The 23,084-nt window shown below is 73.0% G+C and carries 29 protein-coding genes; 19 read left to right on the top strand and 10 right to left on the bottom strand.

The genetic code is table 11. The features are described 5' to 3' along the window. Positions 1 to 663: HNH endonuclease signature motif containing protein (locus AC1DQC_RS16595; protein WP_477052343.1), on the top strand; the 663-nt coding region annotated here is incomplete at its 5' end. Positions 664 to 869: 206 nt separating this feature from the next. After that, the gene (locus AC1DQC_RS16590; RefSeq protein ID WP_477052342.1) at positions 870 to 1,283 is read left to right on the top strand and encodes a DUF3224 domain-containing protein; all 414 of its coding nucleotides are present in this window, start codon (positions 870 to 872) and stop codon (positions 1,281 to 1,283) included. A 78-nt stretch (positions 1,284 to 1,361) separates the two neighbouring features. Here AC1DQC_RS16590 and AC1DQC_RS16585 read toward each other — a convergent pair whose 3' ends face one another. Further along, positions 1,362 to 1,838 carry a hypothetical protein gene (locus AC1DQC_RS16585; protein WP_477052341.1) on the bottom strand — a complete coding sequence of 159 codons (477 nt, stop codon included), beginning with the start codon at positions 1,836 to 1,838 and terminating at the stop codon, positions 1,362 to 1,364. A gap of 139 nt (positions 1,839 to 1,977) precedes the next feature. Between AC1DQC_RS16585 and AC1DQC_RS16580 the strand changes: the two genes are divergently transcribed. Next, positions 1,978 to 3,264 (top strand): MFS transporter, encoded by a 1,287-nt coding sequence (locus tag AC1DQC_RS16580; protein WP_477052340.1) that lies wholly within the window; start codon positions 1,978 to 1,980, stop codon positions 3,262 to 3,264. A 4-nt stretch (positions 3,265 to 3,268) separates the two neighbouring features. Here the strand turns inward: AC1DQC_RS16580 and AC1DQC_RS16575 are convergent, their stop codons facing one another. Further along, the gene (locus AC1DQC_RS16575; RefSeq protein ID WP_477052339.1) at positions 3,269 to 3,679 is read right to left on the bottom strand and encodes a DUF6855 family protein; all 411 of its coding nucleotides are present in this window, start codon (positions 3,677 to 3,679) and stop codon (positions 3,269 to 3,271) included. A gap of 112 nt (positions 3,680 to 3,791) precedes the next feature. Here AC1DQC_RS16575 and AC1DQC_RS16570 point away from each other — a divergent pair, with 112 nt between their 5' ends. The 4 genes from AC1DQC_RS16570 (at position 3,792) to AC1DQC_RS16555 (ending at position 7,247) form a co-directional block, all read left to right on the top strand. Then, positions 3,792 to 4,163, top strand: a complete 372-nt coding sequence (locus AC1DQC_RS16570; protein WP_477052338.1) for an ArsR/SmtB family transcription factor — start codon at positions 3,792 to 3,794, stop codon at positions 4,161 to 4,163. Beyond that, positions 4,156 to 4,647 carry an SRPBCC family protein gene (locus tag AC1DQC_RS16565; RefSeq protein ID WP_477052337.1) on the top strand — a complete coding sequence of 164 codons (492 nt, stop codon included), beginning with the start codon at positions 4,156 to 4,158 and terminating at the stop codon, positions 4,645 to 4,647. Before AC1DQC_RS16570 ends, AC1DQC_RS16565 begins: the two co-directional genes overlap by 8 nt. A gap of 61 nt (positions 4,648 to 4,708) precedes the next feature. Further along, positions 4,709 to 5,206 carry a hypothetical protein gene (locus AC1DQC_RS16560; protein WP_477052336.1) on the top strand — a complete coding sequence of 166 codons (498 nt, stop codon included), beginning with the start codon at positions 4,709 to 4,711 and terminating at the stop codon, positions 5,204 to 5,206. Between the two features lie 160 nt (positions 5,207 to 5,366). Then, complete coding sequence (locus AC1DQC_RS16555; RefSeq protein WP_477052335.1) at positions 5,367 to 7,247, top strand: adenylyl cyclase; 1,881 nt, start codon at positions 5,367 to 5,369, stop codon at positions 7,245 to 7,247. 56 nt (positions 7,248 to 7,303) lie between these two features. Here AC1DQC_RS16555 and AC1DQC_RS16550 read toward each other — a convergent pair whose 3' ends face one another. Further along, complete coding sequence (locus AC1DQC_RS16550; protein WP_477052334.1) at positions 7,304 to 7,954, bottom strand: class I SAM-dependent methyltransferase; 651 nt, start codon at positions 7,952 to 7,954, stop codon at positions 7,304 to 7,306. 134 nt (positions 7,955 to 8,088) lie between these two features. Between AC1DQC_RS16550 and AC1DQC_RS16545 the strand changes: the two genes are divergently transcribed. Next, positions 8,089 to 8,520 (top strand): YciI family protein, encoded by a 432-nt coding sequence (locus tag AC1DQC_RS16545; RefSeq protein ID WP_477052333.1) that lies wholly within the window; start codon positions 8,089 to 8,091, stop codon positions 8,518 to 8,520. A 15-nt stretch (positions 8,521 to 8,535) separates the two neighbouring features. Then, positions 8,536 to 9,777, top strand: coding sequence for an RNA polymerase sigma factor (locus AC1DQC_RS16540; RefSeq protein WP_477052332.1), 1,242 nt, complete (start codon positions 8,536 to 8,538; stop codon positions 9,775 to 9,777). 3 nt (positions 9,778 to 9,780) lie between these two features. On the opposite strand, the gene AC1DQC_RS16535 is transcribed toward AC1DQC_RS16540, so the two are convergent. Further along, positions 9,781 to 10,155, bottom strand: a complete 375-nt coding sequence (locus AC1DQC_RS16535; protein WP_477052331.1) for a DUF5655 domain-containing protein — start codon at positions 10,153 to 10,155, stop codon at positions 9,781 to 9,783. Positions 10,156 to 10,183: 28 nt separating this feature from the next. On the opposite strand from AC1DQC_RS16535, the gene AC1DQC_RS16530 reads away from it, so the two are divergent. Further along, positions 10,184 to 10,825, top strand: a complete 642-nt coding sequence (locus tag AC1DQC_RS16530; protein WP_477052330.1) for a GNAT family N-acetyltransferase — start codon at positions 10,184 to 10,186, stop codon at positions 10,823 to 10,825. Here AC1DQC_RS16530 and AC1DQC_RS16525 read toward each other — a convergent pair. From AC1DQC_RS16525 to AC1DQC_RS16505, 5 genes are read right to left on the bottom strand one after another with little or no spacing between them, the layout of a single operon-like run. After that, complete coding sequence (locus AC1DQC_RS16525) at positions 10,788 to 11,303, bottom strand: SRPBCC family protein (protein WP_477052329.1); 516 nt, start codon at positions 11,301 to 11,303, stop codon at positions 10,788 to 10,790. The genes AC1DQC_RS16530 and AC1DQC_RS16525 overlap by 38 nt on opposite strands. After that, positions 11,300 to 11,617 carry an ArsR/SmtB family transcription factor gene (locus AC1DQC_RS16520; RefSeq protein WP_477052328.1) on the bottom strand — a complete coding sequence of 106 codons (318 nt, stop codon included), beginning with the start codon at positions 11,615 to 11,617 and terminating at the stop codon, positions 11,300 to 11,302. Before AC1DQC_RS16520 ends, AC1DQC_RS16525 begins: the two co-directional genes overlap by 4 nt. Before the next feature lie 41 nt (positions 11,618 to 11,658). Further along, positions 11,659 to 12,855 (bottom strand): RNA polymerase sigma factor, encoded by a 1,197-nt coding sequence (locus AC1DQC_RS16515; RefSeq protein ID WP_477052327.1) that lies wholly within the window; start codon positions 12,853 to 12,855, stop codon positions 11,659 to 11,661. After that, positions 12,852 to 13,244, bottom strand: coding sequence for a YciI family protein (locus AC1DQC_RS16510; RefSeq protein ID WP_477052326.1), 393 nt, complete (start codon positions 13,242 to 13,244; stop codon positions 12,852 to 12,854). Before AC1DQC_RS16510 ends, AC1DQC_RS16515 begins: the two co-directional genes overlap by 4 nt. Positions 13,245 to 13,289: 45 nt before the next feature. Then, positions 13,290 to 14,126 carry an aldo/keto reductase gene (locus AC1DQC_RS16505; RefSeq protein WP_477052325.1) on the bottom strand — a complete coding sequence of 279 codons (837 nt, stop codon included), beginning with the start codon at positions 14,124 to 14,126 and terminating at the stop codon, positions 13,290 to 13,292. A gap of 86 nt (positions 14,127 to 14,212) precedes the next feature. Between AC1DQC_RS16505 and AC1DQC_RS16500 the strand changes: the two genes are divergently transcribed. From AC1DQC_RS16500 to AC1DQC_RS16480, 5 genes are all read left to right on the top strand, one after another. Further along, positions 14,213 to 15,130, top strand: coding sequence for an SDR family oxidoreductase (locus AC1DQC_RS16500; RefSeq protein ID WP_477052324.1), 918 nt, complete (start codon positions 14,213 to 14,215; stop codon positions 15,128 to 15,130). Further along, positions 15,127 to 15,648 (top strand): TetR/AcrR family transcriptional regulator, encoded by a 522-nt coding sequence (locus AC1DQC_RS16495; RefSeq protein WP_477052323.1) that lies wholly within the window; start codon positions 15,127 to 15,129, stop codon positions 15,646 to 15,648. The genes AC1DQC_RS16500 and AC1DQC_RS16495 overlap by 4 nt, the downstream gene beginning before the upstream one ends. A 92-nt stretch (positions 15,649 to 15,740) precedes the next feature. Continuing rightward, a complete protein-coding gene (locus AC1DQC_RS16490; protein ID WP_477052322.1) occupies positions 15,741 to 17,057 on the top strand; it encodes an FAD-binding oxidoreductase in 1,317 nt (438 codons plus the stop codon). A gap of 124 nt (positions 17,058 to 17,181) precedes the next feature. Further along, on the top strand, positions 17,182 to 19,164 hold the full coding sequence (locus AC1DQC_RS16485; RefSeq protein WP_477052321.1) for a penicillin-binding transpeptidase domain-containing protein: 1,983 nt from the start codon (positions 17,182 to 17,184) through the stop codon (positions 19,162 to 19,164). Between the two features lie 37 nt (positions 19,165 to 19,201). Beyond that, positions 19,202 to 20,152: an LLM class flavin-dependent oxidoreductase gene (locus AC1DQC_RS16480; RefSeq protein WP_477052320.1), complete on the top strand. Its 951-nt coding sequence runs from the start codon at positions 19,202 to 19,204 to the stop codon at positions 20,150 to 20,152. On the opposite strand, the gene AC1DQC_RS16475 is transcribed toward AC1DQC_RS16480, so the two are convergent. Next, on the bottom strand, positions 20,153 to 20,659 hold the full coding sequence (locus AC1DQC_RS16475; protein WP_477052319.1) for a P-loop nucleotide/nucleoside kinase family protein: 507 nt from the start codon (positions 20,657 to 20,659) through the stop codon (positions 20,153 to 20,155). 92 nt (positions 20,660 to 20,751) lie between these two features. Between AC1DQC_RS16475 and AC1DQC_RS16470 the strand changes: the two genes are divergently transcribed. From AC1DQC_RS16470 to AC1DQC_RS16455, 4 genes are read left to right on the top strand one after another with little or no spacing between them, the layout of a single operon-like run. Beyond that, complete coding sequence (locus tag AC1DQC_RS16470; RefSeq protein ID WP_477052318.1) at positions 20,752 to 21,744, top strand: NAD(P)-dependent alcohol dehydrogenase; 993 nt, start codon at positions 20,752 to 20,754, stop codon at positions 21,742 to 21,744. Positions 21,745 to 21,752: 8 nt separating this feature from the next. Further along, positions 21,753 to 22,181: a hypothetical protein gene (locus AC1DQC_RS16465; RefSeq protein ID WP_477052317.1), complete on the top strand. Its 429-nt coding sequence runs from the start codon at positions 21,753 to 21,755 to the stop codon at positions 22,179 to 22,181. Beyond that, positions 22,175 to 22,390: a helix-turn-helix transcriptional regulator gene (locus AC1DQC_RS16460; RefSeq protein ID WP_477052316.1), complete on the top strand. Its 216-nt coding sequence runs from the start codon at positions 22,175 to 22,177 to the stop codon at positions 22,388 to 22,390. Before AC1DQC_RS16465 ends, AC1DQC_RS16460 begins: the two co-directional genes overlap by 7 nt. A 40-nt stretch (positions 22,391 to 22,430) precedes the next feature. Beyond that, entirely contained in the window at positions 22,431 to 23,081 is a 651-nt protein-coding gene (locus tag AC1DQC_RS16455) for a DUF4386 domain-containing protein (RefSeq protein WP_477052315.1), read from the top strand. The last annotated feature ends 3 nt before the right edge of the window (positions 23,082 to 23,084 follow it).

Raw genomic sequence — 23,084 nt, 5'->3', positions numbered from 1 at the left:
ACCATCGATCAGCGGCGCGCGGACGCGTTCAGCGACGTGTTCCTGGGCATCCTGGACCGGCAGTCCACCCCGGACGGCACCCCGCTACCCACCAAGCACGGGCAGCGGGTCGCCCTGCAGGTGAACGTGGCCGCCTCCACCCTGCTCGGCCTGGACGACGCCCCCGGCTACCTCGGCTCCTACGGGCCGATCCCCGCCCAACTGGCCCGCGAGCTCGCCCAGGACGGCACCTGGCGCCGCGTGCTGACCGACCCCACCGGACAGGTCTGCGCCGTGGGCACCGATGCTTACCGGCCCGGAGCGGACCTGACCCGCACCATCCAAGCCCGCGACGTGACCTGCACCTTCCCCGGCTGCCGCCAACCCGCCACCCGCTGCGAGATCGACCACCGCATCCCCTACGACCAGCACAGACCACCCGGTGGGCATGACCCGCAGACCTGCGAGGCGAACCTGCACGCGTTGTGCAAGCACCACCACCAAGCCAAGACCGACGGCTGGTGGAACGTCACCTACAACCGCACCACCGGCGTCTCCACCTGGACCGACCGACACGGACTGACCTACGCCCGCCACCCCGTCCCCATCTACGTCGACCCCTCCGCCTACAAACACCGGCCAGCCACACCACCACGGCCCGACCTGGGCGCCCCACCCTTCTAGCGACCGAGTTCCCGGACGCCTCCGATCCTCCTGACCCAGCTGCCGGAGCTGGTTCGCGAGCTATCCGCCGCCGGAGCGGCGTTCGATACTTCGGCCGAGTTCCGCCCCGCGTGACCCGTGCCTTCCACTCCTGGTGTCACCTGGTGGGCGGAACGCGGGAGCGTCCCGGTCGCGAGCGTGTGGGCGCCCGTCGCTAGCGTGCGGGGATGATCAGCGAGGGAACGTTCACAGTCAGCGGGTTCGCCGGGGTGCCGGTCGAGCAGGACCAGCCGGTGACCACCGCTCTGGCGGTCGGCATCGCGACGATGGCCAAGGAGTACGCGGGCAGGATCGCGGGCCGGTCGACGACGCTGTTCACGTCGGCGTTCGACCCGGAGCTCGGGGTGGGCACGTACGTCGCGATGGAGTCGTTCGAGGGCGCGCTGGACGGTCGCCCGGGGTCGTTCAACTACGTGCACGCGGCGTCGACACGCGGCACCGACCGGTTCGACGAGCTCCTCGCGATCGTGCCGTCGAGCGGCACGGGGGACCTCGCGGGGATCGCGGGCAGCGGCGCGATCACCGTCGACGCAGATGGCATCCACCGGTTGCGGCTCGAGTACACGCTCCGCGAGGAATGACCGACCCGGGCTATTGCCCGGCCGCGGCGTGGTCGGCCTCGGCCAGGGCGGCGAGGGTGCGGAGCTGCTTGCGCATCATCACGAGGTCGCCCCAGGACAGCAGCCAGGAGCGCAGGGCCGAAGCCGGGTGGTCGGCGGGCTGACACGGAGGGCGGCGACGATCCGCGAGGTGGTCGAACCCGTCGGGAGGACGGCGTAGGTGAGCGCGACGTCGCCGAACAGCCGTGTGCCGGTCCCGGGCGCCATGCGGAGGGTGAGGTGCTGGTCGGGCACGAACGAGTCGAGGGTGAAGATCCGGCAGACCGTCTGGCCGACCTCCAGCTGCCAGCACCACGGCAGCGGGACACGCGGGCTGCGTCGCCCGGCGTTGTCGATCCAGTCGTAGCTGTACGGGGCGGCGCGGAGCTGGCAGAGCCACCGGAAGACGACGTCGGCGGTCGCGTTGACGTCGACTCCCCGGAGCAGGCGGCCGGCGGGCGACGGCATCAGGAGGTCGCACGGGTACTGGCGCTGCCGCTCGTCCGCGGTCACTCCCCACTCGGTCGCCAGGCTCATGGCTTCTCCCGCCGTCAGAGCCGACGCTAGAGCCGCGTCGGCGTCGGCGCCTCGAGCTCTCAGCGCGCGCTCAGCACCGCGCGCCCCCGCGGGGTGCTAGACAGCAGCCGTGACCAGTGGGGGAGCTCCGCCGGAGTCGTTGAGCCGCAGTCGAGGCTTCGCGCGGCTGTGGGTCGCCTCGACCACGTCGGCGTTCGGCACGTATGTGACGGTCCTCGCGGTACAGGTGATCATCGTCGATGTCCTGGGTGGCGACGCCGTCGACGTGGGCCTGGTCAACTCCGCGCGCTGGGCCCCGTACCTGCTGTTCGGTCTGCTCGCCGGCGTGCTGGTGGACCGGGTACGACGGCGCCCGGTGCTGGTGGTCACGGACGTGCTGAGTGCCGTGGTGCTCGCGGCCATCCCCGTGCTGGCGGCGACGGGACACCTCGGCGTGGGCTGGCTGGTCGTGCTGATGGCCGCGTTCGGGCTCTGCAGGCTGCTGGGCGACGCGGCGTTCCGGTCGTTCATCCCGCGGCTCGTCCCCACCGCGCTGCTCGGGCCGGCGCACGCCCGGCTGGACCAGTCGGACGCGGTCGCCCAGGCGAGCGGCCCGGCCCTGGCGGGTGGTCTGGTCTCGCTGCTGGGTGCGCCGCTGGCGGTGCTCGTCGACGCGGTGAGCTACCTGGCCTCGGCCGTCCTGCTGGCGACCCTGAAGGTCGACGAGCCCCGCGAACCGCGAGGCGCGGTCGGTCATCCCGTGCGCGCCGTCGGCGCCGAGATCGGCGAGGGGCTGCGCTGGATCTACCGGCACCCGACACTGCGTCCGCTGGCGCTGTCGACGCACGCCTGGTTCATCTGCTCGGCCGTGGCCGGAGCGGTGATGACGCCGTTCGCGCTGCGGACCCTGCACCTGAGCGCCGCCACCCTGGGTCTGGCCCTCGCCGCCGCGGGGGTGGGCGCGCTCGTCGGCTCCTCGTTCGCGGTGCAGCTGGGCCGCCGGTGGGGTGCGGGCCGGGTGATCGTCGTGGCGCGGGTCGGCACGGGCACGGCCTGGGCGGTGATGGCGTCGGCGGCCCTCGCGGTGCCCACCGGCACGGTCGACGGGGTGTGGGGCGGCGGCCCCGCGTGGGTGCTGCTCGCGTCGGGGCAGCTGCTGCTCGGGCTGTGCATGGGCGCGGAGAACGCGAACGAGATGGCCTATGGCCAGACCGTGACGCCCGACCGGCTGCAGGGGCGGACGACCGCGACGATGCGCTCGGTGAACCGGGCGATGATCGTGATCGCGGCGCCGCTGGGCGGGTTGCTCGGTGACGCGCTGGGGTACGGCGTCGCCCTGCTTGCCGCCGGCGTCGCGCTGGTCGTCGCGGCAGCCGTCACCGCGGCGTCGGCCGTCAGTCGGGCCCGGCTCGGCGACGAGTACACCCAGGCGCCGGTGGGCTCCTGAGCAGTCAGGCGCGGACCGCGCGGACCGAGTTGTTGCGTACGTCGTGGGTCAGCTCGACGAGCCCGAGGGCCTCGAGGAGCGGCGGCAGGTACATGCCGAACCGGCCGCGGTAGCCCTTGCGCAGCCCGTACCAGCCGCCGACGGGGTTGGCCTCGTCGCGCCCCCACGCCTCGACGCTCCCGGCCGGGGCGGGCTTCTGCTCGTCGGCGGCACCCAGCGGCACCCAGTCGCCCTGCTCGAGCAGCCACGCATGGAGGTCGTCGATCGCGCGCAGGTGGTACTTCAGGGTGGTCGACCCGACCTGGCACATCAGGGCGGGAGGGTCGGCGGACTCGTCCCGGTACATCGTGTAGGCCGACGAGCCGGGCGCGGTCGTGAGCTGCCACGGGTCGTCCTTGGTGCCGGTGCCGGCCATCGGTCTCTCCTTCGAGCGTCGCGGCGGGAGTGCACGACCACTATCGCCCCGGAGTGGACCGCGCGACACCGTCGAGTTGACGCGTAGGAAAAACCCTACCTATATTCGGCCCGTGCCTCGACGACTGAAGGAATCGGCGCTCGACCGGCTGCTCTCCGCGCTCGCCAACCCCACGCGCCGCGACATCCTCGACGCGCTGCTCACCGGGGAGAAGAGCGTCGGCCAGCTCGCGGCGACGTTCGACATGGCGCGGCCGAGCGTCTCCGAGCACCTGGCCGCGCTGCGGGAGAGCGGCCTGGTGACCGAGCGGTCCGAGGGTCGGCACCGCTACTACTCCGTGACCGGGGAGCCGTTGGTCGACCTGGCCGACTGGATGTCCCCGTACGAACGCTTCTGGCGGGGCCGGCTCACGGCCCTCGGGGGCGTGCTGGACCTGATGGAGCACGACGAACGACACGACACGAGAGGGACCCACCATGACTGATCCGGGGACGACGAGCTGGGAGCTCCCGGCCGAGGACGAGACCGCCGACCCGACGACGATCCGCGTCGACGAGTACCTCCCGCACCCGCCCGAGCGTGTCTGGCGGGCGTTCACCACGCCGACGCTGGTGGCCCAGTGGCTGAACACCGACGACTTCCTGCCCGAGGTGGGCCACCGGTTCACCATGGCCGGCCGCCGGGTCGAGGCGACGGGCTTCTCGGGCACCGTCGCGAGCACCGTCCTCGCGATCGAGCCGGGGCGCCTGCTGAAGGTGACGTGGACCGACGCGGCGAATCCGGACCTGGTGCCGACGACCGTGACGTGGACGCTCGAGCCCGAGGGCCGCGGCACGCGGATCTTCCTGGAGCACGCGGGGTTCGACCCCGACGACCCGATCGCCCAGCTGTCCCGCCGGATCATGGGCGGCGGCTGGCGGAGCATGGTCTTCCGACGGCTGTCGGAGGTGCTGGCCGGCCTCGACTGATCCGGGCGGTCGTCGGTCGCTCCCGCTACGCTCGCGACCGGCGTCGACGGAGGGTGTGGGGATGACGGACGAGCCCTGGTACGTGGTGGTGGCGACCCTGGGACCGCTCGTCGCGGCCATCGGTGCGATCGGCGCCCTCATCGTCGGCATCCTCACGGTCCGGCAGCGCACCRCAGCGGACGCGCGGGCGCAGTGGTGGGCCCGCGTGCAGTGGGCCGTCGATCTCGCGTTCGCCGACGACGACGCGAAGCGGTCAGTGGGGTTCGAGGCCCTCACGCTGCTCGCGTCGTCACCGCTCGCCGGTCCCGATGACGACGCGTTCCTCGCGGGCCTGTCGCTCGACCCGCTGCGGGAGGTCGAGGACCGGGGGGCCGGCGACGACGCCGAGTTCGTGGCGGCGGACGGTGCCCCCGTGGTCCGGCCCTCAGCGGCGGGTCGCGTGCTCGAGGTGACGCGGGCGGAGGTGGCGGCCGCACGCCTGCGGGTGGTCACGGACCGGGGCCGGGGCGCGACGCCGCCCGCGTGGGTGGTCCGCCTCGCTGAGACACCTGCCGGCTAGAACACTTACAGAACTGTCAGGGTTGACACGAGTCACCCGACCTGTACCTTTTGTCCTGGCCGGCAACAAAAAGTCCGGTGCGCGGCGCCAACGACGGTGCCTCCTCCAGCGCGAGGGCTCCGTCCGACGACGTGCCCTGTGCGGAGAAAGGTCCCTCCCCATGCTCCTTCGTAGGCGTCAGCACGCACCCGACCGCAGAGGCGCGACCGCCGCGGTCGTCGCCGCCGTGAGCCTCGCCCTCGTGCCCCTGCTCGCGGCACCGGCTCAGGCGTCGGCGCCGTCCGCCGACCTGGGCCCCAACGTCATCGTGTTCGACCCGAGCCAGCCGATCGCCGAGATCCAGGCGAAGGTCGACGCGATCGCGGCGCAGCAGGTGCCGGCGCAGTTCGGCGACGGGCGGTACGCGCTCCTGTTCAAGCCCGGCACGTACGGCACCGCCGAGCAGCCGCTGCGCTTCCAGGTGGGCTACTTCACCGAGGTCGCCGGGCTCGGACAGAACCCCGGCGACGTCGTCATCAACGGCGCCATCGAGGTCTACAACCAGTGCTTCCCGACGCCCGAGGGCGCTCCCACCGACTGCACCGCGCTCGTCAACTTCTGGCGATCGCTGTCCAACCTGAGCATCCAGTTCCAGGCCGGCAACGCCGACGGCTGCCGCGGCTCGGCCAACTTCTGGGCCATCTCGCAGGCCGCGCCGATGCGCCGGGTGAGCGTCACCGGCGCCAACGTCAGCCTCATGGACTACTGCACGGCCGGCCCGCAGTACGCGTCGGGCGGGTTCATCGCCGACTCGGCCCTGCCGTTCGTCGTCAGCGGCAGCCAGCAGCAGTTCCTGGTCCGGAACGGCTCGGTCGCCGGCTGGAGCAACAGCGTCTGGAACCAGGTGTTCGCGGGCGTCCAGGGCGCCCCCGCGACCGACTTCGGCGCCGCGCCGGGCACCAACAAGTACACGACGCTCGACACCACCCCCGCCTCGCGCGAGAAGCCGTACCTCTACCTCGACGCGAAGGGGAAGTACAACGTCTTCGTCCCGTCGGCGCAGACCAACAGCACGGGCACGACGTGGGCCGCGGGCAGCACGCCGGGCCGGTCGCTGCCGCTGAGCAGCTTCTTCGTCGCCAAGCCCGGTGACAGCGCGTCGAAGATCAACACCGCGCTCGCCCTCGGCAAGAACCTGCTGTTCACGCCGGGCGTCTACCACGTCAACAAGACGCTCAACGTGCTGTGGCCCAACGCCGTCGTGCTGGGCCTCGGCCTGGCGACGATCGTCCCGGACAACGGCGTCGTCGCGATGCAGACCCTGGACGTCCCCGGCATCGACATCGCCGGGATCATGTTCGACGCGGGCCCGGTGAATTCACCGGCGCTCCTGCAGCTGGGCACCAAGATCTCGACGCTGGACGGCAGGCTCAGGAAGCCGATCCTGAGCAGCGCGAGCAACCCGACCGCCGTGCAGGACGTGTTCTTCCGGATCGGTGGCGAGCACGTGGGCAAGGCCACCAACAGCCTGGTGGTCAACACGAACCAGACGATCGTCGACCACACCTGGGCCTGGCGCGCCGACCACGGCACGGGCGTCGGGTGGACCGTCAACACGGCGGACACCGGCGTGCTGGTCAACGGCAACGACGTCACCGCCACGGGCCTGTTCGCCGAGCACTACCAGAAGTACAACGTCATCTGGAACGGCGAGCGCGGCAAGACGATCATGTTCCAGAACGAGCTGCCCTACGACGCGCCCGACCAGGCGTCCTGGCAGCACGACGGGGTCAACGGCTGGGCCGCCTACAAGGTGGGCGACAAGGTCACGACCCACGAGGCGTGGGGCATGGGCAGCTACATCTACACCAACGTGAACCCCGACCTGCACGCCACCCGGGCGTACGAGGTGCCGGTCACGCCGGGCGTGCGGCTGCACAACATCCTGACGGTCTCGCTGAACGCGGCGGGCACCATCGACCACGTGGTCAACGACACGGGCGACCCCGTGACGCCGACCATCCAGGGTCCGAGCGTGGTGCTGGAGTACCCGGCGCCGTGACCTGACAGGACAGACGGACGAGGGGCCCGGCCGACGGTCGGGCCCCTCGTCGCGTCTCAGACCCGTGCGACCAGCGCGTAGCGCTCGTCGGTGACCGACCGGCCCCAGAGGGCGTCGTCGCCGGTGAGGTCCTCGACCCGCAGACCGGCCACGAGGGGCCGCACGGCGTCGACCAGCTGGGCGGCCGCCACGCCTCCGTCCCACGGGAGGGCAGGTGCGTCGGGCGTGTAGGGCGCATCGCCCGGCATCGACCATCGGCCCTCGACCAGGACGAGCGAGCCGCCCGGGCGCAGGAGGGCGACCCAGCGGGCCAGGGCCGCGTGGGGGTCCGGGAGGGTCCAGAGCAGGTGGCGGGCGAGCACGACGTCGACCTCGGCGACGGGTGGGTCAGCCGCGTCACCCACGACGAACGTCGCCGGCAGCCGGGCGCCGGCCAGCTTGGCGCGGGCCTGCGCGACCATCTGCGGCGCGAGGTCGACGCCGGTGACGCGGTGGCCGGCCCCAGCGAGGAGCGCGGCGAGCGACCCGGTGCCGCACCCGAGGTCGAGCACGTCCCACGGCCCGGCAGGGATCCAGCCGGCGAGCCGGGCCGACCACGCCGCGCGGGTGCGCGGATCACGCAGGCCGTGGTCGGGCTCGTCGTCGAAGCCCGCCGCCGCGTCGTCCCAGAACCGCGCGATGCCACGGAGCCCGTCGGGTGCCGTCATCCGACCACGGTAGAGCGGTCCTGTGAAACTCGTCGGAGCACCATGTCGAAAGGTGCCCACGCCCGTTCGACGACCTGGTGAAGGCACCGGCCCGGCACTAGCGTCGGGCGGGCACACAGTCGAAGGAGACAGCCATGAAGGTCCTGGTCATGATCAAGGGTGACGGTGCGGACGAGGACAAGGTCGCACCCACCGACGAGATGTTCCGCGTCATGAACGCGTACAACGAGCAGCTGGTGAACGCCGGGATCATGCTCGGCGGCGAGGGCCTGCAGCCCAGCAAGGCCGGCGCGAAGGTGGTCTGGGATGCGTCCGGGGAGACGTCGGTGGTCGACGGCCCGTTCGCCGAGGCCAAGGAGATCATCGCCGGCTACTGGATCTGGCAGGTGAGCTCGCTGGACGAGGCGATCGAGTGGGCCAAGCGCTGCCCGTCGACGCCGGGGCTGCGCTCGGTGCTCGAGATCCGCCCGTTCTTCGAGATGGAGGACTTCGCCCAGGTGGTCTCGCCGGAGGTCCTCGAGAAGGAGCAGGCCATCGTCGACCGGCTGAAGACGCAGCAGGCCTGAGGAGGGCGCGGGGCGATGGCCGACGCGCGGCGCACCGTCGAGGTCGTCTGGCGGATCGAGTCGCCGCGGCTCATCGCCTCGCTCACCCGCCTCGTCCGGGACGTCGGGCTGGCCGAGGAGCTCGCGCAGGACGCGTTCGTCGCGGCGCTCGAGCAGTGGCCGGAGTCGGGCGTCCCGGACCAGCCCGGCGCCTGGCTGATGGTGACCGCCCGGCACCGGGGCATCGACCTGATCCGTCGCGAGCAGAACCGGGGCGCCAAGTACGCGGTCCTGGCGAACGCGCTCGGCGACGAGGCGGCGGCGGACCGGATCGTCGACGAGCCCATCGGCGACGACCTGCTCTCGCTCGTGTTCCTCACCTGCCACCCGGTGCTCCCCAGGGAGTCGCGGATCGCGCTGACGCTGCGGCTCTTCGGCGGCCTGACCACCGACGAGATCGCCCGCGCCTACCTGGTGCCGTCGCCAACCATCGGCCAGCGGATCTCCCGCGCCAAGCGCACGTTGGCCGAGGCGAAGGTCCCGTTCGAGGTGCCGCAGGCGGACCAGATGCCGGCGCGGCTGAGCTCCGTGCTCGAGGTGGTCTACCTGATCTTCACCGAGGGGCACTCCGCGACGACGGGCACCACGTGGGTTCGTCGGGACCTGGCCGACGAGGCAATGCGCCTGGGCCGGGTGCTCGCCGGGCTCCTGCCGCGCGAGCCCGAGGTGCACGGCTTGGTCGCCCTCATGGAGCTGCAGGCGTCGCGGTTCGACGCCCGCGGCGACGGCGTCCTGCTCCAGGACCAGGACCGGACGCGGTGGGACAGCGCACTCATCGAGCACGGGCTCCGGTCGCTGGAGCGCGCCACGACGCTGGGCCGACCCCTCGGTCCGTACACGGTGCAGGCGGCGATCGCGGCGTGCCACAGCCGCGCCCGGACCTTCGAGGACACCGACTGGGAGGCGATCGTCGCCCTGTACGACGCCCTCGCCCAGCTGGCGCCGTCGCCGGTCGTGGAGCTCAACCGGGCGGTGGCGGTCCTGCACGCGGACGGGCCGGAGGCGGCCCTCGCCGCCCTCGAGCTGATCCGCCACGACCCGCGCCTCGCCCGGTACCACCTGCTCGGCGCGGTCCGCGCGGACGTGCTGGTCCGGCTGGGGCGTGCCGACGAGGCCGCCGACGAGCTCGAGCGGGCCGCGGCCCTGGCGCCGACCCAGCGGGAGCGGAACCTGCTCATGGCGCGTTCGGCCACCGTCGCGGAGGCCGGGCACGCCTGACCCTCAGCGCAGGTGCGCGCCGCCGCCGACCGCGTACGCCTCGCGGACCCAGCCGGCGAACGTGTCGTCGAGATCGGCGAGCGTGCGGATGCGGTAGCGGTTGACGTACAGGGTGCGCAGGTAGGGCGAGGACCGCAGGATCCGCGGATCGCCGTCGAGCGGCCGCATGGTGTCGAGGTAGCCCTCGACGCCCTGCCGGGTGGGCCGCGCGCCGGCGAACCCGCGGCGCGGGCCCTTGAACGTGATCGTCGTCTTCGACACGGCGTAGGTGACCGGGCCGAACGACTCGACCAGCGCGGCGAACGCCCGCCAGAGCTCGACGTGCGCGGGGTCGGCGCCGCGCAGGTGGTCGTCCACGGTCCAGACGTGCTCGTCCATGGACCTCATGCTGCGCCAGGATGACCGCATGATCGAGCCCTTCACGCTGACCGGTCGGCACGTCCGGCTGGAACCGCTCGCCGCGGCGCACGTCGACGGCCTGGCCGCCGCGGCCGCCGAGGAGCGCGGGAGCTACGGCTACACGTGGGTGCCGGACGGTCCCGACGAGACGGCGCGGTACGTCGAGGCGGCGCTCGAGCACGCGTCGGCGGGCCGCGCGGTGCCCTTCGCGGTGCGGCGGCTGGCCGACGGCGTGCTCGTCGGGAGCACCCGGTTCCTCGACCTCGAGGTGTTCCAGGACCCGGCGCCGTGGCCGCCCGGGATCGGGGTCGGCGGGGCGCCGACCGACGAGAACCCGCCGTCCGTCGCGGAGATCGGGAGCACCTGGTACGCGGCGTCGGCGCAGCGCACGGCGATCAACACCGAGTGCAAGCTGCTGCTGCTCACGCACGCCTTCGAGACGTGGCGGTCGCTGCGGGTGACGCTGAAGACGGATGCGCGCAACGCGGCGTCGCGCCGGGCGATCGAGCGGATCGGCGGCCGCTTCGAGGGCGTGCGGCGCGTGCACACGGTCGCGACGGACGGCAGCCTGCGGGACACCGCCTACTTCTCGATCGTCGCCGCCGAGTGGTTCACGGTGCGCGCGGCGCTGGTGGCCCGGCTGGGCTGAGCTCCCGGTAGGCGKGCACCAGCTCGTCCCAGCGCGCCTTGAGGTCGCACCGACCCCGGCCGTCGAGGTCCGCCGAGAGGTCCTCGAGGTGCACCTGCCATCCGGCGCCGTAGGCCGCGAGGTCGCCGACCGGGAGCCCGCGTTCCTCGACCACCAGCACCGTCGAGTCGCCCACCGACGTCAGCGTCGCCTCGACGACGGTGTCGACCTCGTCGTCCTGCTCCCTGGTCCGCACCACGAGCCGCCGCGGCGGCTCGCACACCTCGACCCGGCCGGTGCCCTCCCAGCCGCTGGTGAACCGAGCCGCGAACTCGCCGCCGACGGTCAGGTCGCCGGACACCTCGGCGATCCAGCGCGCGAGCCGTTCGGGCGCGGTGCACGCGTCCCAGAGGTCGTCGATGTCGGTGTCGAAGACGTCCTCGACCCGGACCGCGCCGCGCGCGTCGTCCAGTGCGTGCAAGGTGGCGACGAGCTTCATCGTGCTGCCTTCTTCCCTCGGGCGATCTCGGTGTGCAGCGCGTCGAGCCGGTTCTGCCAGAGCGCGCGGTACCCGTCCAGCCACTCGTCCACCTCGGCGAGTGGCTCGGGGCGCAGGGTGTAGATCCGGCGCTGCGACTCCTGCCGCACGTCGACGAGCCCGGCCTCGCGCAGCACCCGGAGGTGCCGGGACACCCCGGGCCGCGCGATGGGCAGGGCCGCCGCCAGCTCTCCGGCCGTGGCGGGGTGCTGGCGGAGGATCTCGAGCACGATGCGGCGGCTCGGGTCGGCGACGGCGTGCAGGACGGCTTCCATGCAACGAACGTACCGTCACGGTTACGTAACCGCAAGGGTACCTAAGCCCAGAGACCATCCCGGGCGCGTGCCAGGAAGTCGCGCTCGGCGGCGTTGGTCGTGAGGGTGAGCGCCTGGTCGTAGGCGTCGGCCGCCTCCGAGAGCCGGTCCAGGCGCTTCAAGAGGTCCGCGCGCACCGCGTGGAACAGGTAGTAGCGGTCCAGCGGCAGGCTGTCGACGAGGGCGAGACCCGCGGCCGGGCCCTCGAGCTCCGCGACCGCGACCGCACGGTTCAGCGCCACGACGGGGCTGGGCGCGATCGACATCAGCTGGTCGTAGAGGATCACCACCTGGCGCCAGTCGGTCCCGGCCGGCTCGCTGTGCACGGCCTGCATCGCGGCCTGCAGCTGGTACGGACCGAGGTGGTCGCGCCGCAGGCACCGGCGCACGAGCGCGCGGCCCTCCTCGAGCTCGGCGGCGTCCCAGAGCGCGTGGTCCTGGTCCCTGAGCAGGACGAGCGACCCGTCGGCAGCGACGCGCGCGTCCCGACGGGCGTCGGTGAGCACCATGAGCGCCAGGAGCCCGAGCGCCTCGGGCTCGTCGGGCATGAGCTCCACCAGCAGGCGACCGAGCCGGATGGCCTCGGCGCAGAGGTCCTGGCGGGTGAGGGCCCCGGACCCGGTCGTGAACACCAGGTACACGACCGCCAGCACGGCGCGGAGCCGGTCCGGCAGGTCGGCGTCGCGCGGCACCCGGTACGGGATGCGGGCGTCGCGGATCTTGCCCTTGGCCCGCACGAGCCGCTGGGCCATCGTCGGCTCCGGGACCAGGAACGCGCGCGCGATCTCCTCGGTGGTGAGCCCGCCCAGCAGCCGCAGCGTCAGCGCCACCTGTGCCTCCACCGACAGGGCCGGGTGGCAGCAGGTGAACACGAGGCGGAGGCGGTCGTCGCGCACGGGCCCCACCTCCACCGGTTCGTCGCGCGCGTGCAGCAGCGCGGCCTGCGCGTGCCGGTCGTCGCGCGACGCCTCCCGGCGCAGCCGGTCGATCGCCTTGCGCTTGGCCGTGGTGATGATCCAGCCGGCCGGGCTCGCCGGGAGCCCCTCGGCCGGCCAGCGCTGCACGGCCGCGACGAACGCCTCCTGCACCGCCTCTTCGGCGACGTCGAGGTCGCCGAAGGTGCGGGTCAGGACGGCGACGGCGCGGCCGTGCTCCGCGCGGAAGACGCGCGCGACGGCATCGTCGTCGGCAGCCGTCACTGGTACCGGAACGGCCGCACCTCGATGGGCAGCGTCGTCGCGACCGCGAGCTTGCCGCCCCAGTCGAGGGCGGCGTCGAGGTCGTCGACGTCCACGATGGTGAAGCCGCCCAGGTGCTCCTTGGCCTCGACGAACGGGCCGTCGGTGGTCACCACGTCACCGTCCTTGGCGCGCAGCACGGTCGCGGTGCTCGGGTCGTGCAGGCCGCCCGCGTAGACCCAGATGCCGGCGTCCTTCATGGCCTGGTCGACGACCCCCACGGCCTTGATGATCGGGTCGAGGAACTCGGGGTCCGGCATCGGCCCCGCGGGCTCCATCACGCTCAGCAGGTAGTGGCTCATCACGTCCTCCTCGGTGGGTGCGGCGCCGGCGTCGGGCCGGCTGCTCACCGTCTGTACGAACGGGGAGCAGCCGGATCGACAGCCGGCCGGCCCCTACCGGGGAACGTAGTCGAACGTGTCCGGGTCGGGGCCGGTGCGCTCGTCCCGGTTGAGCCCCGAGATGTCCGCGAGGTCCACGTCGCTCAGCTCGAAGTCGAACAGGTCGAAGTTCTCCTCGATGCGGCTGCGGGTCACCGACTTGGGGAACACGATGTCGCCGCGCTGCAGGTGCCAGCGCAGCGTGACCTGCGCCGGGGTCCTGCCGAGCGACTCGGCGATCCGGACGATCGTCGGGTCGTCCAGCACCTTGCCCTGGGCGATCGGGCTCCACGCCTCGGTAGCGATGCCGTGCTCGGCGTCGAACGCGCGCACGTCCTCCTGGGTCAGGTAGGGGTGCACCTCGATCTGGTTCACGGCGGGCGTGATCGTGGTCTCGGCGTTCAGCCGACGCAGGTGGTGCGGCTGGAAGTTGGAGACGCCGATCGCCTTGGCGCGGCCGGACCGGTAGAAGTCCTCCATCGCCTTCCACGTCTCGACGAAGTTGCTCACCGTCGGGAGCGGCCAGTGGATGAGGAAGAGGTCCACGTAGTCGAGCCCGAGGGTGTCGAGCGTCAGGTCGAACGCGATCGCCGCGTCCTGCGGGTCGTGCGCGTCGTTGTTCAGCTTGCTGGTGATGAAGACCTCGTCGCGCGCGAGGCCGGACTCGGCGACCGCCTCGCCGACGCCCTTCTCGTTCTTGTACATCTGCGCCGTGTCGATGTGCCGGTAGCCCACCTCGAAGGCCTGCAGGACCGCGTCCTTGGTCTCCGCCGGGTCGATCTGGAAGACGCCGAAGCCCAGCTGCGGAATCTCGACGCCGTTGTTCAGGGTGATGTTGGGGACTGTGCTCATGGCGTCCATTCGACCCCGCGACGGCGTGGATCGCCTGTTATAGTCGCCAACTAACCAGTTGGTTGTACCGAAGCGAGGAGCCTCACATGTACGCCGTGCCCGACCAGACCGGCCGCACCGTCGTCGTCACCGGCGCCAACAGCGGCACCGGGCGTGAGGCCGCCGAGCGCCTCGCCGCCGCCGGCGCGCACGTGGTGCTCGCGGTGCGCAACGCCGAGAAGGGCGAGAAGGCGCTGGCCGAGATCCGTGCGGCCCACCCCGATGCGTCGGCCGAGGTGCGGGTCGTCGACCTTGCGTCCCTGGCGTCCGTGCAGGCGTTCGCCGACGCCCTGGGCCGCGACCTGCCGCACCTCGACACCCTGGTCAACAACGCCGGCGTCATGGCTCCGCCCACCCGGTTCGAGACCGAGGACGGGTTCGAGCTGCAGATGGGCAGCAACTACCTGGGCCCCTTCGCGCTCACCAACCGCCTGCTCCCGCTCCTGCTCGCCGCCCCGACGCCCCGCGTCACCACCATGAGCAGCGGCGTGGCGAACGTCGGCCGCATCCGGTTCGACGACCTGCAGTGGACGCGCCGCCGGTACAGCCCTTTCCGGTCGTACGCGCAGTCGAAGCTGGCCGACCTGCTGCTCGCCCGGCACCTGGCCCGGGTGTCCGGGCAGCGCGGCTGGCCCCTGATGAGCAACGCCGCGCACCCCGGTTTCACGCGCACCAACCTCCAGACCGCCGGCGCGTCGCTCGGCCGCGACGGGACCCACCGGTCGCCGATCGGCAACCTGCCCTTGGTGCCGTCCCAGCTGCCGCCCGAGGGTGCCGAGCCGATGCTGTTCGCGGCGGCCGACCCGCTCGCGGTCGAGGGCGGCTACTACGGACCGTCGGGCCGCTTCGGGATGGTCGGACCCACGGGTCCGGCCAAGCTCAACCGCCGCATGCGCGACGACGACACGGCCGCGCGGCTGTGGGCCGTGGCGCAGGACCTCACCGGCACGGCCCTGCCCGCATGATGGCCGCCGACACCCCGCGCCGGATCCTCGACGCGGCGGCCGACGAGTTCGCCGAGCGGGGCCTGGCGGGCGCGCGCGTGGACCGGGTCGCGGAGCGCGCCGGCGCGAACAAGCAGCGGATCTACGCGTACTTCGGCAGCAAGGACCAGCTGTTCGACCGGGTGGTGGAGGACCGGATCGAGCAGCTGCTCGACGCCGTGCCCTTCGATGCCGCGGACCTGCCCGGCTACGCCGTGCGCGTGCTCGACTTCAACCGCGCGCACCCGTCGCTGGTCCGGCTGCTGCTCTGGCACAGCCTCGAGCGGCCCGGGGTGCTCACGGGTCTGCCGCAGTCCGTGTCGTCGCACGAGCGGAAGGTCGCCGCGCTGCGCGAGGTGCGTGGGGAGGACGGCTGGGCGGCGGACCGGCTGCTCGACCAGGTGCTCGGGCTCGTGCACGGCGTGACCCTGCAGACGTCGGGCGACCCGGAGCGCGTGCGCGCGGACCTGCACCGGGCCGTCAGCCTGCTGGTGGGCTGACCTGTCTGTCGGTGGTCGGTGGAAAGGTCGTGCTCCCGGAACCGTCCGCGTGGCACCCTGCCCGTGACCCCGATCCGCAAGGAGCAGTCGGCATGCCCCATCCCCTCGCCTCCCGCGTCACCGGCCCCGTCCTGCTCCCCGACGACGACGGCTTCGCCGACGAGGTCGCCGCGCACAACCGCGCGGTCGTCCACGCGCCGGAGGTCGCGGTCGGGGCCACGACCGCGCAGGACGTCGTCGAGACGGTGCGCTGGGCGACCGAGAACCGCGTCCCGGTCACGGTGCTCGCCACCGGGCACGGCGCGCGCACGCCCGTCACGTCCGGGGTGCTGCTCACCACGGGTCGGCTTGGCGGGGTCACGGTCGATCCGGCTACGAGCGTCGCGACGATCGGCGCAGGCGCGCACTGGACCGACGTGGTGCCGGTGGCCGACGCCCACGGGCTCACGCCGGTCGCGGGCTCGTCGACCGGCGTGGGCGTGGTCGGGTACCTGCTCGGCGGTGGGCTCGGCCCGTTCGCGCGCAGCCACGGGTTCAGCTCCGACCGGATCGAGTCGCTGACGGTCGTCACCGGGACGGGARAGGTGGTCGTGGMGTCGGCCGACCAGAACCCGGACCTCTTCTGGGCGCTCCGCGGCGGCGGCGCCGGGTTCGGCGTGGTGACCGAGGTGCGCCTGCGGCTCGTCGCCATGCCCGAGCTGTACGCCGGCTCGCTGTTCTTCGACGCCGAGCACATCGAGACCGCCCTGCGCGGCTGGCTGGCGTGGACGGCGTCCGCGGACCCGGGCACCACGACGAGCGCCGCGATCATCGGCTTCCCACCGTTCGACGCCGTCCCGCCGTTCCTGCGGGGCCGGACCGTGCTGGTGCTCCGGTTCGCCCGACCCGGCGACGAGGCCGCGGGCGAGGCCGTCGCGGCGCGCCTGCGCGCCCTGGCGCCCACCCTCGCGGACACGGTCGGCGTGCTGCCCGTCGCGCGCGCCGCCGAGATCCACAACGACCCCACCGACCCCGGCCCCAGCTGGGTGCGCGGGATCATGCTCAGCCACGTCGACGACGACTTCGCGACGGCGTGGCTCGGGCTGGTCGGGTCGGGCGCGCAGCACCCGTTCGTCGCCGCCGAGCTGCGGCACGTCGCCGGCGCGACCGGCGTCGACGTCCCTGGTGGCTCGGCGGTGTCGGGCCGCGGCGCCGCGTTCACGCTCGGGCTGATCGGCGTCGACCCCGGACAGTTCGCGACAACCATGCCGGCCGCCGCCTCGACCGTCGCGGAGGCCGTCGCGCCGTGGACCGCGACCGAGGTGAACCCGAACTTCGCGGGCACCGGCACCCCGGTGTGGGACCGTGCGACGGCCGAGCGGCTGGCCCGGGTGCGGCAGGCGTACGACCCCACCGGCGTGTTCGCCTGAGGCAACTGGGGAGGAGTGGTGAAGGCTGGGTCGTTCACCCACGCGCCAGCACCGGGTGATGACACGCTCTCCGAGCGTTGATCGAGCAGAGGTCGGCACAGGTGCCGAACGACGAGGGGACAGCATGAGGTTCGCGGGTGGACGGAGCGTGGCGCGGCGCCGCCTGGCGGGCGGGGCGCTCGCGCTGCTCCTGGCGGGGGCCGGCCTGACCGCGTGCTCGGCGGACCCGCCCGGACCCGAGTCGGCCACCAAGGCGCTCGCGGCCGCGCTCGCGTCGGGGAACTTCTCCAAGGCGCCCTTCGAGGGCGGCGCAGCCGACGTCACCGCCGCGACCGCTCTTCGGAAGACCGCGTACGAGGGGCTCGCGCCGTGGAAGCCCACGGTGAGGGTCGTCTCGACGACGGTGGACGAGAAGGACGAGGACGTCGCCACCGCGACCCTCGGGTACACGTGGGATCTCGACGAGAGCGACAACGACTGGACGTACGAGACGCACGCTCGGCTGACGCGCGACGACGAGGACGTCTGGCACGTCGCGTGGGCGCCCGCGCTCCTGGCGCCGGACCTCACGGGCGGCGAGGCGCTCTCGGTGAAGCGCACGCGCGCCGACCGCGCGAACGTCCTCGGCGCGGACGGCGCCGTCATCGTCGAGCCCCGCACCGTGCACCGGCTCGGGATCGACAAGACGCGGGTGGCGGCCGAGAACCAGGACACCGCCGCACGGGCGCTCGCCTGGGAGCTGAAGATCGACCAGGACGCGTACGCGGCCAAGGTGGCGGCGGCCGGCGAGAAGGCTTTCGTCGAGGCGATCACGGTGCGCGACGGTGACCCGGCCTACGACGTGCCGCACCTGGCCGGCATGGAGGGCGTCAACGACGTCGTCGGGACGCTCCCGCTGGCGCCCAGCCGGCGGTTCGCCCGGCCGATCCTCGGGTCGGTGGGCGAGGCGACCGCGGAGATCGTCGAGAAGTCGGACGGCGCCGTGGCCGCCGGCGACCTGGCGGGGCTGTCCGGCCTCCAGCGCCAGTACGACGCGCAGCTGCGCGGGCTGCCGGGCCTGACCATCACGGCCGCCCAGGCCGACGGCAGCGCGGCGCGGCAGCTCTACGAGGTGGCGCCCACGCCCGGGACGCCGCTGACCACGACGCTCGACGTGCCGCTGCAGAACGCGGCCGAGGACGTGCTGGCGAACGTCGGTCCGGCCAGCGCGATCGTCGCGATCCGGCCGTCGACGGGCGACGTGCTCGCCGCCGCCAGCGGGGCCGGCGGCGAGGGCATGTCGACGGCGACGCTCGGGCAGTTCGCGCCCGGGTCCACCTTCAAGGTGGCCACGACGCTGGCCCTGCTGCGCTCGGGGCTGACGCCGGACAGCGACGTCACCTGCCCGGCGACCGTCTCCGTCGACGGCCGGAGCTTCGCCAACTTCCCCGAGTACCCGACGGACAAGCTKGGCACCATCCCGCTGCGGACCGCCTTCGCCAACTCCTGCAACACCGCCTTCATCTCGGCGCGCGACTCGGCCGACCAGGACGCGCTCATCGACGCAGCCGGGTCGCTCGGCCTCGACCCGCACGCGACCCTCGGGTTCCCGGCGTTCCTGGGCGACGTGCCCGGCGACTCGGACGGCACCGACCACGCGGCCTCGATGATCGGGCAGGGGCGCGTGCTCGCGTCCCCGCTCGGCATGGCGACGGTCGCCGCGTCGGTCGCCCACGGGTCCACTGTCGTTCCGCGGCTCGTCGTACCGCAGGACGGGGCCGCGACGCCGGAGCCGTCGGACGGCGAGACCACCGCCAGTGCAGCCCCGACCGAGGCCCCGCGGGCGCTGGTGCCGCTGACCGCAGGCGAGGCGACCACGCTGCACGAGCTCATGCGCGGCGTGGTGACCGAGGGCGGCGCGACCTTCCTGCAGGACGTGCCCGGCGACGAGGTCGCCGCGAAGACCGGCACCGCGCAGTTCGGCGACGCGGCCAACCTGCAGAACCACGTGTGGATGATCGCCATCCAGGGAGACCTCGCCGTGGCGGTGTTCGTCGACGTCGGCGACTACGGCTCGACCACCGCCGGACCGCTGCTCGAGCAGTTCCTGCGCGCCGCGCAGGGGTGAGACCGTCGGGGACATGACCGGTGCTGAGGGAGATCTGATGACCGAGCGCGCCGTCGCCGTGATGCTGCCGCGGGACCTGCCGGCCCACCAGTTCCGCACGTACGCGCAGCGCGCCGAGGCGCTCGGGTTCGACGAGCTCTGGTTGGTCGAGGACTGCTTCTTCCGCGGCGGGGTCGCGCAGGCCGCAGCCGCGCTGGCGATGACCGAGCGCATCCGGGTCGGCATCGGGATCCTGCCGGCCGCCGTGCGGAACGCGGCGTTCACCGCGATGGAGGCCGCGACGCTCGCGGAGCTGTTCCCCGGGCGGGTCGACATCGGCATCGGGCACGGGATGCCCGGCTGGATGCGGCAGGTGGGCGCGTGGCCCGCGAGCCCGCTGACCATGCTCGAGGAGCACCTGTCGGCCGTGCGGGCGGTCCTGCGCGGGGGGTCCGTCGACGCCGACGGCCGGTACGTGGAGCTGCGCGGTGTGGAGCTGGCCTCACCGCCGGTGACCGTGCCGCGCGTGCTTGCCGGGGTGCGCGGGCCGAAGTCGCTCGCGGTCGCGGGCCGGTGCGCCGACGGCACGATCCTCGCCGAGCCGGTCACCCCCGAGTACGTCGCGGCGGCGCTCCGGCACATCGCCCCGACGCGCGAGCACCGGATCGTCGCTTACTGCGTGACCGCGGTCGACGACGATGCGGCCGCCGCCCGCGCGGCCGCGCGGCCCGCCCTCGAGTGGATCGGCGACCCGGACTGGGACGTGCACATCGCGCCGCTCCCGTTCGCCGACGAGTTCCGCGCCCTGCGGGCCGCGGCGAGCGACCGTGCCGGCTTCGCGGCCGCGATGCCCGACGAGTGGATCGACCAGCTCGCCGTCGTCGGGACGGTGGACGGCGCCCGCAGGCGGATCGGGCAGCTGCACGACGCCGGCGTGACCACGGCGGTGCTGATGCCGGTGGGCGCGGACCCGTTGGCCGCGCTGGAGGACCTGGCACGGGTGCTGTAGTCAGTAGCCGAGCAGGTCCGCGACCTCCGCGGCGACCTCCGAGGCTGCCCGGCCGTGGTTGACCACGACCAGGTCGACGTCCACCCGCTCCATCAGTGCCGCGAGCACGTCGGTGCGGGCGAGGTGCCAGTCGAGGTCCGGCCCCGGCTCGTGCCTCGCCAGCAGCCGGTCCTTGCGGATGGAGGCCGGGGCGTCCAGCCGCACGAGGCGCACCGGGACGCCGAGGGCGTCGGCGTAGTCGTCGCGCTGCGCGGTGTCCTCGACGACCCGCGGCAGGATCAGCACCTCGATGCCGGCCTCGCGCCAGTGCGCGCCCATCGCGCGCAGGTGGCGGACGACCGCCCGCTCGTTGAAGGGGTCGTCGGCCGCGGGTGGAGTGCGGTGCGCCAGCTCGTCGACGTCCAGGTCGCACGCTTCGTGCCCACGGGCGTGGAGCACCGTGCGGAGTGCGGCCGCGACGGTGGTCTTGCCCGCACCGACGGTTCCCGAGAGCACGACGACATCCATGGCGGCGATCCTGTCATGTCAAGAACTCTTGACATGATGTCCGGTCTGTCTTACGTTCAGCGTGTCAACAATTCTTTACATGGGAGATCCTGATGGCCGCCACGACCGAGACCTGCACGATGCCGGCGATCGTCCAGAGCGGCTACGGAGCCCCCGGCGACGTGCTGACGTGGGGCACCGCCCCGCGCCCCGTGCCGACGGCGGACGAGGTGCTGGTCCGCGTCCGCGCGTCGTCCCTCAACTTCGCCGACGTCGCCGTGGTGACCGGCCGGCCGTCGCTGATCCGGATGATCACCGGCCTGCTCCGGCCGCGGCACGCGCTGCCCGGCAAGGACGTCGCCGGCACGGTCGAGGCGGTCGGGGCCGACGTGACCGACGTCGCGGTCGGCGACGAGGTCTACGCGGAGGCCGACCATGGCGGGTGGGCGCAGTACGTCCGCGTCCCGGCCGCGGTCGTCGCGCGCAAGCCCGCGACGCTCTCGTTCGCCGAGGCCGCCGCCGTGCCGCTCGCCGGCGGGACGGCGCTGCGGTGCGTCGAGACCGTGCAGCCGGGGCAGCGCGTGGTGGTCAACGGCGCGTCGGGCGGCGTCGGCACGTTCGCGGTGCAGCTGGCCAAGGCGCGCGGCGCCGAGGTGACGGCCGTGTGCAGCGGGCGGAACGCGGAGGCCGCGAGGGCGCTCGGGGCGGACCACGTCATCGACTACGACCGGTCCGACTTCACCAGCAACGGCCAGCGCTACGACGTCGTCGTCGATCTCGTCGGCAACCGGACGCTCGGCGCGTGCCGCCGGGCGCTCACCCCGACGGGCACCCTCGTCCTGTCCTCGGGCGGGGGCGGTCGGGTGATCGGACCGATGGGTCGGATCATGCGTGCCGTCGTCGTGAACCTGTTCGTCAGCCAGCACCTGCGCCCGCTCGCGGTCACCCGCAGCCGGGCGAGCCTCGACGAGCTGCGCGAGCTGATCGAGGCGGGTCACGTCACGCCGGTCGTCGAGCGCACCTACCCTCTGAGCGACGCGGCCGAGGCGCTGCGTCGCCTGCAGGACGAGCACGCCCGCGGCAAGACCGTCCTCACCGTCGCCTAGGAGCACCGATGTCGTACGAAGAGCGGAACGTCTGGGTGTTCGCGGTCGTCGCGGTGCTCGCGTACGGGACGTACCTCGCCGTCATCCTGAGCCGCGCGCGCGACGTGCCGCTGGTCGAGGTCGCCTACGAGGGTCCGCTGCTGTGGTCGATCGGCGGCGCGATCGTCGCGTCCATCGTCGGCACCATCCTGGTCTCGCTGGCCAACCGGCGCGACGGTCACGTCAAGGACCAGCGCGACCGGGAGATCAACCGGCTCGGCGAGTACACCGGCCAGTCGTTCGTCGTCATCGGGGCGCTCGCGGCCATGGCGCTGGCCATGCTCGAGGTCGACTGGTTCTGGATCGCCAACGTCGTCTACCTCTGCTTCGTGCTGTCGGCGATCCTCGGCTCCGTCACCAAGCTCGCGGCCTACCGCCGGGACTTCTCCACATGGTGAAGCCCACCCAGGTCACCAACGCCATCCGCACGCTGCGGTTCACGCACGGGGAGATGACGCAGGCCGAGCTGGCGGAGCGCATCGGCGTCACCCGCCAGACCGTCATCGCCATCGAGCAGGGCCGCTACTCCCCGTCGCTCGAGATGGCGTTCCAGATCGCCCGGGTCTTCGGCGTCCCGCTGGACGACGTCTTCCAGTACCCGGGCTGACCCCGCTCGATCCCAGGCACGCCACTCGAAGGGCACAGCCATGCGCACAGCACGTCTCGCCGGTCTGCTCTACCTCGTCGTCGCCGTCCTCGGCGGGTTCGCCGAGCTGTTCGCCCGGGCCACGGTCCGTGGTGCCGACGACGTCGCCGCCGCGATCCGGGAGAACTCCGGGCTCCTGAAGGTCGCGTTCGCCGCCGACCTCGTGGCATTCACCTGCTTCCTGCTCGTCGGGATCGCGCTGTACGCGCTGTTCCGGGACGTCGACCGGACCGCGGCGGTCGCGATGCTCACCCTGAACGCCGTCAGCGTGGCCATCCAGTCCCTCAACATGGTCAACCAGGCCGGCGCGGTGCTGGCCGCGCAGCGGGGCGCCGACGAGGTCGCCGTGCTGTTCCTCGACCTGCACGGGGTCGGCTACCTGGTGGCGCAGATCTTCTTCGGCGCGTGGCTGGTCCCGCTCGGCTACCTCGTGGTCCGGTCCGGCGCCGAGCCGCGCGGGTTCGGGTACGCGCTCGTGGCCGGAGGCATCGGGTACCTGGCCGGGTTCGCGATCGAGCTGGTGGCCCCGGACGCCGATGCGCTGTCGACGACGCTCGGGATGGTGGGCGGCCTCTCCGAGGTGGCGTTCCTGGTCTGGCTGCTGGTGAAGGGCGCGCACCGCCAGGTCCGCGAGCCGGTCCCGGTGCCCTAGTTT

Source organism: Cellulomonas sp. P4_H12 (assembly GCF_056400905.1).
This window is presented reverse-complemented; position numbering and strand designations above follow the sequence as displayed.

What these genes read in the sequence shown, in the direction of transcription:
- AC1DQC_RS16540 (WP_477052332.1), top strand. Translation starts at nt 8,536, where the DNA reads ATGGCCGACGCGCGGCGCACCGTCGAGGTCGTCTGGCGGATCGAGTCG.
- AC1DQC_RS16535 (WP_477052331.1), bottom strand. Translation starts at nt 10,155, where the DNA reads ATGGACGAGCACGTCTGGACCGTGGACGACCACCTGCGCGGCGCCGAC.
- AC1DQC_RS16530 (WP_477052330.1), top strand. Translation starts at nt 10,184, where the DNA reads ATGATCGAGCCCTTCACGCTGACCGGTCGGCACGTCCGGCTGGAACCG.
- AC1DQC_RS16575 (WP_477052339.1), bottom strand. Translation starts at nt 3,679, where the DNA reads ATGGCCGGCACCGGCACCAAGGACGACCCGTGGCAGCTCACGACCGCG.
- AC1DQC_RS16500 (WP_477052324.1), top strand. Translation starts at nt 14,213, where the DNA reads ATGTACGCCGTGCCCGACCAGACCGGCCGCACCGTCGTCGTCACCGGC.
- AC1DQC_RS16495 (WP_477052323.1), top strand. Translation starts at nt 15,127, where the DNA reads ATGATGGCCGCCGACACCCCGCGCCGGATCCTCGACGCGGCGGCCGAC.
- AC1DQC_RS16505 (WP_477052325.1), bottom strand. Translation starts at nt 14,126, where the DNA reads ATGAGCACAGTCCCCAACATCACCCTGAACAACGGCGTCGAGATTCCG.
- AC1DQC_RS16550 (WP_477052334.1), bottom strand. Translation starts at nt 7,954, where the DNA reads ATGACGGCACCCGACGGGCTCCGTGGCATCGCGCGGTTCTGGGACGAC.
- AC1DQC_RS16520 (WP_477052328.1), bottom strand. Translation starts at nt 11,617, where the DNA reads ATGGAAGCCGTCCTGCACGCCGTCGCCGACCCGAGCCGCCGCATCGTG.
- AC1DQC_RS16585 (WP_477052341.1), bottom strand. Translation starts at nt 1,838, where the DNA reads ATGAGCCTGGCGACCGAGTGGGGAGTGACCGCGGACGAGCGGCAGCGC.
- AC1DQC_RS16475 (WP_477052319.1), bottom strand. Translation starts at nt 20,659, where the DNA reads ATGGATGTCGTCGTGCTCTCGGGAACCGTCGGTGCGGGCAAGACCACC.
- AC1DQC_RS16590 (WP_477052342.1), top strand. Translation starts at nt 870, where the DNA reads ATGATCAGCGAGGGAACGTTCACAGTCAGCGGGTTCGCCGGGGTGCCG.
- AC1DQC_RS16555 (WP_477052335.1), top strand. Translation starts at nt 5,367, where the DNA reads ATGCTCCTTCGTAGGCGTCAGCACGCACCCGACCGCAGAGGCGCGACC.
- AC1DQC_RS16480 (WP_477052320.1), top strand. Translation starts at nt 19,202, where the DNA reads ATGACCGAGCGCGCCGTCGCCGTGATGCTGCCGCGGGACCTGCCGGCC.
- AC1DQC_RS16470 (WP_477052318.1), top strand. Translation starts at nt 20,752, where the DNA reads ATGGCCGCCACGACCGAGACCTGCACGATGCCGGCGATCGTCCAGAGC.
- AC1DQC_RS16455 (WP_477052315.1), top strand. Translation starts at nt 22,431, where the DNA reads ATGCGCACAGCACGTCTCGCCGGTCTGCTCTACCTCGTCGTCGCCGTC.
- AC1DQC_RS16545 (WP_477052333.1), top strand. Translation starts at nt 8,089, where the DNA reads ATGAAGGTCCTGGTCATGATCAAGGGTGACGGTGCGGACGAGGACAAG.
- AC1DQC_RS16565 (WP_477052337.1), top strand. Translation starts at nt 4,156, where the DNA reads ATGACTGATCCGGGGACGACGAGCTGGGAGCTCCCGGCCGAGGACGAG.
- AC1DQC_RS16465 (WP_477052317.1), top strand. Translation starts at nt 21,753, where the DNA reads ATGTCGTACGAAGAGCGGAACGTCTGGGTGTTCGCGGTCGTCGCGGTG.
- AC1DQC_RS16460 (WP_477052316.1), top strand. Translation starts at nt 22,175, where the DNA reads ATGGTGAAGCCCACCCAGGTCACCAACGCCATCCGCACGCTGCGGTTC.